Genomic DNA, 7,563 nt, shown 5'->3' with positions numbered 1-7,563 from the left:
GAACGGGGCCAACGCCCGCGCACACGCCTCCACCGACTCGGCGAACACGGTTGAGGTGTCCAGGAGTTCGGCCGCCATCCCCACCCACTGCGCCCCCTGCCCGGGGAACACGAACACCACACCCGTGTCGGACTCGCCCGCGACCGTTCCGCTCACCACAGAGCCGGCGGGCTCGCCCGAGGCGATCGCCTCCAGCCCGGCCAGGAACTCGTCCCGGTCCCCGGCCACCAACACCGCCCTGTGCTCCAGCGCGGCCCGTCGTGTGGCCAGCGACCAGCCGATCGCGGCCGACGGGGTCTCCCCCTCGGCCAGGGCACGCAGTCGTGCGGCCTGGGCCCGCAGCCCCGCAGCCGAGCGGGCCGACACCACCCACGGCACGACCCCGTCGGCCCGCACCACGGGGTCGCCCAGGGGACCGGCCTCGGCGGGAACACCGGCCGGCGGGGCCTCCTCGACGATCACGTGGGCGTTGGTCCCGCTGATCCCGAAGGACGACACCGCCGCCCGCCGCGCCCGGCCCGCCTCCGGCCAGGCCGTCGACTCGGTCACCAACTCCACCGCGCCCGCGGTCCAGTTCACGCGTGGCGACGGCTCGTCGACATGGAGGGTGGCGGGCACCACGCCGTGCCGCATGGCCATCACGGTCTTGATCACCCCGGCCACACCGGCGGCCGCCTGGGTGTGACCGATGTTGGACTTCACCGACCCCAGCAGCACGGGCCGCCCGTCCGGACGGTCCTGCCCGTACGTGGCCAGCAACGCCTGCGCCTCGATCGGATCACCCAGCGAGGTCCCCGTACCGTGCGCCTCCACCACGTCCACCTCGGACGCCGTCAGCCCAGCACCCGCCAGCGCCTGCCGGATCACCTGCCGCTGGGAGACGCCACTGGGTGCGGTGAGGCCGTTGGACGCGCCGTCCTGGTTGACGGCCGAACCCCGGACGACCGCCAGCACCTGATGACCGTTGCGCAGGGCGTCGGACAGCCGCTCCACCAGCAGCATGCCCACACCCTCGGCCATGCCCGTGCCGTCGGCGGCCGCGGCGAACGCCTTGCAACGGCCGTCGTGGGAGAGTCCGCCCTGGCGGCTGAACTCGGTGAAGATCCCTGGTGTGCTGAGGACGGTCACTCCGCCGGCCAGCGCGAGCGTGGACTCCCCGCTTCGCAGCGACTGCACCGCGAGATGCAGGGCGACGAGGGAGGACGAGCACGCCGTGTCCAGGGTGATGGCGGGGCCGGTCAGCCCCAGCGTGTAGGCGATACGGCCGGAGGCGACGCTCGTGGTCTTGCCGGTGAGCAGGTATCCGTCGAGAGCTTCGGGCGCCTCGTGCAGGCGGGGTCCGTACTCCTGGTCCATGGTGCCGATGAAGACGCCGGTCGGGGTGGAGCGCAGGGCGGCCGGTTCGATGCCGGCGCGTTCCAGCAGTTCCCAGGAGGTCTCCAGCAACAGCCGTTGCTGGGGGTCCATCGCCAGGGCCTCGCGCGGGGAGAGGCCGAAGAAGCGGGCGTCGAACTCGGCCGCGCGGTCGAGGAATCCACCGCCCCCGGCGACCGTACGGCCGGGGCCCTGCGTGGCCCGCAGGCGTGCCAGGTCCCAGCCGCGGTCCTCGGGGAACGCGCTGATCGCGTCCTGCCCGTCGGCGACCAGGCGCCACAGGTCCTCCGGGGACTCGACGCCGCCGGGCAGCCGGCAGCTCATCGCGATGATGGCGACGGCTTCGTCGTCCGCGTCCGGGGCCCGGCGGGCGGCCGGGGCCGTGGTGTCGTCAGGGCCGGCGGTCAGATGGCCGGCGAGCCTGGCGGGTGTGGGATGGTCGAAGAGCGTGGAGGTGGTCAGCCGGGTGCCGAGTGCGGTGGTGAGCCGGTTGCCCAGGTCGCCGAGCATGATCGAGTCGAACCCGAGGTCCTTGAACGTGCGCCACGGGTCGATGTCGTCGGCGGTCGCGTGGCCGAGTACGGCGGCGGCGTGGGCGCGGATCTGACGGGAGACGTCGACGTCCCGCGCGGCGGACGGGGCGTCCGCCCCGACCGGTGAGACCTCTGCCGGGGCCGGCGAGGCGGCCGGCGGGGCCGAGGCGGCGGGTGCGCCGGCGCCGTGCTCCGTGGCGGCGGACGTCGTGAACCAGTGTCGGCGGCGCTGGAACGCGTAGGTCGGCAGGTCGGTCCGGCGCGCGCCCGTGCCGGCGAACACCGCGGCCCAGTCGACAGTGGCGCCGTGGGTCCACAAGTGACCCAGGGAGAGCTGGAGTTGCCGGTCGCCGCCCTGGTCCCGGCGCAGGGTTCCGGTGGTGGTCACCGTGGTGCCGGCGGCGTGGCCGGTCTCCTGCACCGCGTTGGTCAGCACCGGGTGCGGGCTGACCTCCAGGAAGAGGGTGTGGCCCGCCTCGACGAGGGCCTCGACGGTGTCGTGGAAGCGGACCTGCTCCCGGAGGTTGCGGTACCAGTAGCCCGCGTCCAGTGACTCGCCCGCGACGGGTCCCGCGGTCACGGTCGAGTACATCGGCACGTCGGCGGCGCGCGGGGCGATGGACGCCACCTGGCGGAGGAAGTCGTCGCGGATCTGCTCGACGTGCGGGGTGTGCGAGGCGTAGGCGCTCTCGACGGTCCGGGTGCGGTGGCCGGCCGCCCGCGCGCGGGCGACGACCTCGGCGAGTCCTGCCGGGCTGCCCGCGACGACGGTGGCGGCGGGGCTGTTGACCGCGGCGACCCATACGTCGTCCCGGTCCCCGAGCAGAACGGCCGCCCGCTCCGCGGAGGCGTCCAGCACGGCCATGCCGCCCCGGTCCGTCAGGTGCCCGGTGATCCGGCTGCGCAGGGCCACCAGGCGGGCGCCGTCGTCGAGCGACAGCGCACCGGACGCGCAGGCGGCGGCGATCTCGCCCTGCGAGTGCCCGATGACCGCGGCGGGCGTCACGCCGAGGGAGCGCCACACCCGGGCCAGCGAGACCATCACGGCCCACAGGGCGGGCTGGAGGACGTCGACGCGGGTCAGCGCGGCGCCGTCCGTGGTGTCGCGGAGTACGGCGAGGAGATCCCAGTCGGTGTGCGGGGCCAGCGCCCGGGCGCACTCCTCGACGGAGGCGGCGAACACCTCTGAGGTGTCCAGGAGTTCGGCGGCCATCCCGACCCACTGCGCCCCTTGACCGGGGAACACGAACACCACGCCGGTGCCGGTGCCGGCCGCGCCGGGGACCGTGCCCTCGACGACGTGCCCGGCGGGTTCACCGGCGGCGATCGCCGTCAGTCCGGTCAGGAAGCCCTCGCGGTCCCCGGCGACCACGACCGCGCGGTGCTCCAGGGCGGCCCGGTGCGTGGCGAGGGACCAGCCGACGTCGGTGAGGGAGGCGGCGTCGTCGGCGGCGAGGTCGCGCAGCCGGGCGGCCTGTCCGCGCAGTCCGTCCGGGGAGCGGGCGGAGACGACCCAGGGCAGCGCCGCGGGAACCCGGGGCGAGGCCTCGGCGGGAGCCAGGGGCCCGGGGCCTTCGGTGTGCTCGGGCGTGGGTGCCTCGGCGACGATCACATGGGCGTTGGTCCCGCCGACGCCGAACGCCGAGACCCCGGCGATCAGCGGCGCGGCGGGGCTCGGCCAGTCCGAGAGCTCGGTCTGCACCCGTAGGTGCCAGTCGTCCAGCGGGATCGCGGGGTGGGGGGTGCGGAAGTTGAGGCTGGGCGGCAGCCGGCGGGCCCGCAGGGCGAGCAGGACCTTGATGAGTCCGGTGATGCCGGCCGCGCCCTCCAGGTGTCCGACGTTCGTCTTCACGGACCCCACGTGCAGCGGGAGGTCCCCGGTGTGCGCCGAGCCGACGGCCTCGGCGAGTGCGGCCGCCTCGACGGGATCGCCGACCGCCGTGCCGGTGCCGTGGAGTTCGACGTACTGCACCTCGGCGGGGGCGACGCCGGCCGCGGCGCAGGCGCGGCGCAGCACGTCCGTCTGGGCGCCCCGGGTCGGGGTGGTCAGGGTGTCGCCGCCGCCGTCGTTGTTGACGGCGCTGCCGCGCAGGACGCCGTGGATCCGGTCGCCGTCGGCGAGCGCGCGGGCGAGGGGCTTGAGGAGGACGAGTCCGCCGCCCTCGCCGCGGACGAACCCGTTGGCGCGGGCGTCGAAGGTGAAACAGCGGCCGTCCGGGGAGAGTCCGCCGAAGCGGGCCGCGCTCAGGGTGCCGTCGAAGGCGAGGTTGAGGTGGACGCCGCCGGCGACGGCGGTGTCGCACTCGCCGGTGCGCAGGCTCTGGCAGGCCGCGTGCACGGCGACGAGCGAGGAGGACTGGCCGGAGTCGATCACCATGCTGGGTCCCTGGGCGCCCAGCAGGTAGGAGAGCCGGTTGGCGATCATGCCGCGGTGGAGGCCGGTGAGCGTGTGGTGGGTCACGGCCTGGGTGCCGTGCCGTCGCAGCAGGGTGGCGTAGTCGTCGCCGATGGCGCCGACGAAGACCCCGGTGCGCTGTCCGGTCAGGTCGCCGGGGGTCAGCCCCGCGTCCTCGAGGACCTCCCAGCCGATTTCGAGGACCAGCCGCTGCTGGGGGTCCATGGCCGCGGCCTCGCGGGGGGAGACACCGAAGAATCCGGCGTCGAACAGGTCCGTTCCGTCGAGAAAGGCGCCGTGGTCAAAGCCGTGGTCGAGTGCGGTGTCCCGGCCGGTGTCGGAGGTGCGTTCCCAGCGGCCGGGCGGTACCGATGTGACGGAATTACCACCCTCGCTCAGCAGACGCCAGAATTCTCCTGGAGTGCGTGCTCCGGGTAACCGGCAGGCGATGCCGATCACCGCTATCGAGCCGTCGACGGCATGCTCCCGCGACGCGGCCGATCCACTGAACAATTGAGGCACCTTCCCCCGACGCCTTGAACTCACTCCCTCCGACTCTCACCGCGCAGAGAACCGGAGTCGCACGAGCAGAAAGTCGGCCGCACTCAGCGCCGACTCGATAAGCGCACACAAAGGTCCGAATGGTGTGCGCATAACCTGATCTCCACCTGTTCCGGACGGATGGCCGCAGCCCGGAAAAGTTGATCAACTCAGCCGAACGTACCTCAGCGGGCAGCGGGGTGCAACCATGTTTATGGCACCCCGCCCGCCGGTAAGCGGCCGGTAAGAGACGGGGTGCGGGACCGCTGTCGGACGCCCGCCGGTCGAGGGATCTCTTCCGATTCTCTGGATCATGTGCCTAGACTGGCGCCGCACCACAGAGGATTGGCCGGACTCGGACGGGGGAAAGTCGAGTGGCAGCTGGAAGACTCTTGCGGGCACACAACTGCGCTTACCGCGTTGTGCTGCGAAGAGGTATGACCTGACGATAGTCGGCGGCCGGCGCCTTTAGCGCGCCCTCCGGCAGAGAGTTCCCAGGAACTCTTCTCCCGAGATGCCCCGCCCGTCCCATTTCACAATATTGAGCCGGTCTTGGCGACACCGCGCCGAGCCGTGCACGGTCATGCCCATTCTTAGCTCCCGGTGGATACCGGAAGCGTCCTCCGCGATTCTGCGGAAATTCCTGAGAAGGCCCTTCCCGAAAAGCGACATCATGCCGAAGAAGGGGAATTCAGTCCTATGTCCACGCCCTTAGCCAGTCTGGACGTCCTGGAACCGGAGGCGATTCGCCGGTCGGTGGACGCGGCACTCGACGACTTTCTCACGGAGAAGGAGGAGGCCGCGGCCGCGCCGCAGCTCCCGTATCTCTCCGGGCTGGTCCGCGACTTCCTGTCGGGCGGCAAACGCATCCGCCCGCTGCTCTGCGTGACCGGCTGGCGGGCCGCCGGCGGCAGCGGCGACGACGCCGGGTCGGTGTTCCGTATCGCCGCCTGTCTGGAGATGTTCCACGCCTTCGCGCTGATCCACGACGACGTCATGGATCTCAGCGACACCCGCCGCGGCCGCCCCACCCTGCACCGCACACTGGCCGCGCACCACGCCGCCTGCCGGGGACCGGACGAGGTCGAGTGGTTCGGGATGAGCGCGGCGGTCCTGCTCGGTGACCTCGCGCTCACCTGGTCCGACGAACTCCTGCACTCCGCCGGGCTCGCGCCGGTCCAGCGCGACACCGTCCTGCCACTCGTCTCGCAGATGCGCACCGAGCTGATGCTGGGCCAGTACCTGGACCTGCACGCCACCGGCGGTCTGACCGACGACGTCGACGCCACGCTGAACGTCTACCGGTACAAGACGGCGAAGTACACCATCGAGCGCCCGCTGCACGTCGGCGCGGCCGTCGCGGGCGCCGGCCCCGAGGCCATGGCGGCCTGCACGGCGTACGCGCTGCCGCTCGGCGAGGCCTTCCAGCTCCGTGACGATCTGCTCGGGGTGTACGGCGATCCGGCGGTGACCGGCAAGTCCCGGCTCGACGACCTGCGGGCCGGGAAGAACACCACGCTCACCGCGCTCGCGCTGCGCGGGGCCGACGCCGGCCAGACGGCACTGCTGCGCCGGCTGCTCGGTGATCCGCTGCTCGACGAGGAGGGCGCGGCCGTCGTCCGCGGGCTGTTCGAGACCACCGGTGCCCGGGAGACCGTCGAGCGGATGATCGACGACCGGCAGCGGCAGGCCCTGCACGCGCTCGACCACGCACCGTTCGGCGCGGACGCCGTCGGCGCCCTGAAGCGAATCGCCCGTATGGCCACTGCGAGGAACTCATGACCACGGACATCTCCACGCCCGGCACCACCACGCTGCCCGGCGCCGCCGCGCTGCCCGGCATGATGCGTCACTGGAAGGCGGCCACCGCCCGGTTCGCCGAGGTGTTCGAGCGGCACATCGTGGACGCCCCGCGGATGGTCCCGATGACGGACGCCGAACTGCGGGAGGTCATCGACGCCTGCAACACGGCGGTGGCGCCCTTCGGGAAGTCGGTCTCCGACGAACGCTGGATCTCCTACATGGACGTCGTCCGGTGGTCGCAGAGCGCCCGCCACATCCAGGACATGGAGGCCTTCAAGGCCGTCTGCATCCTGAACTGCGTCACCTTCGTGTGGGACGACATGGATCCGGCGCTCCACGACTTCGACGTCTTCCTGCCCGAACTCCGCGCGATCTGCGCGAAGTACTACAGCGAGGAGGACGCCTGGTTCGCCTACGAGGGCGCCCGCGCGTTCGTCACCAGCGACCACATGTTCCGTGACTCCCCCATCAAGGAGGTGCTCTGCACCACCTCCCCGGAGCAGTACTTCCGGTTCCGGGTCACCGACGTGGGCGTGGACTTCTGGATGAAGATGTCCTACCCGATCTACCGGAACGCCCAGTTCACGGAGCACGCCAAGTCGGGCCTGGCCGCCCGGATGACCACCCGTGGCCTGGCCATCGTCAACGACTTCTACTCCTACGACCGTGAGGTGTCGCTGGGGCAGATCACCAACTGCTTCCGGCTGTGCGACGTGTCGGACCAGGCCGCCTTCGAGGAGTTCTTCCAGCGGCGGCTGGACGACATCGTCGAGGACGTGGAGTGCGTGAAGTCCTTCGACGCCGTCACCCGGGACGTCCTGATGGACCTGATCTACGGCAACTTCGTCTGGACCACCAGCAACAAGCGGTACCGGGCGGCCGTGAACGACGTCAACTCGCGTATTCAGTAAGGAAGCG

3 protein-coding genes are annotated in these 7,563 nt (G+C 71.9%); 2 read left to right on the top strand and 1 reads right to left on the bottom strand.

Features of this window, described 5'->3' with window-relative positions; all coding sequences use genetic code 11:
* Positions 1–4,815 (bottom strand): type I polyketide synthase (locus tag IE275_RS38490; protein WP_189717330.1); only part of this gene is annotated, 4,815 nt, incomplete at its 3' end.
* Positions 4,816–5,541: 726 nt separating this feature from the next.
* Here IE275_RS38490 and IE275_RS38485 point away from each other — a divergent pair.
* Together IE275_RS38485 and IE275_RS38480 are read left to right on the top strand one after the other, a co-directional pair.
* On the top strand, positions 5,542–6,624 hold the full coding sequence (locus IE275_RS38485; protein WP_189717329.1) for a polyprenyl synthetase family protein: 1,083 nt from the start codon (positions 5,542–5,544) through the stop codon (positions 6,622–6,624).
* The gene (locus IE275_RS38480) at positions 6,621–7,556 is read left to right on the top strand and encodes a hypothetical protein (RefSeq protein ID WP_189717328.1); all 936 of its coding nucleotides are present in this window, start codon (positions 6,621–6,623) and stop codon (positions 7,554–7,556) included. Before IE275_RS38485 ends, IE275_RS38480 begins: the two co-directional genes overlap by 4 nt.
* Positions 7,557–7,563 lie beyond the last annotated feature (7 nt).

It is taken from the genome of Streptomyces phaeofaciens (assembly GCF_014648915.1).
Taxonomy (GTDB): Bacteria; Actinomycetota; Actinomycetes; order Streptomycetales; family Streptomycetaceae; genus Streptomyces; species Streptomyces phaeofaciens.
This window is presented reverse-complemented; position numbering and strand designations above follow the sequence as displayed.

Excerpts from the sequence above, each read along its gene's own strand:
- IE275_RS38485 (WP_189717329.1), top strand. The coding sequence starts at position 5,542 with ATGTCCACGCCCTTAGCCAGTCTGGACGTCCTGGAACCGGAGGCGATT.
- IE275_RS38480 (WP_189717328.1), top strand. The coding sequence starts at position 6,621 with ATGACCACGGACATCTCCACGCCCGGCACCACCACGCTGCCCGGCGCC.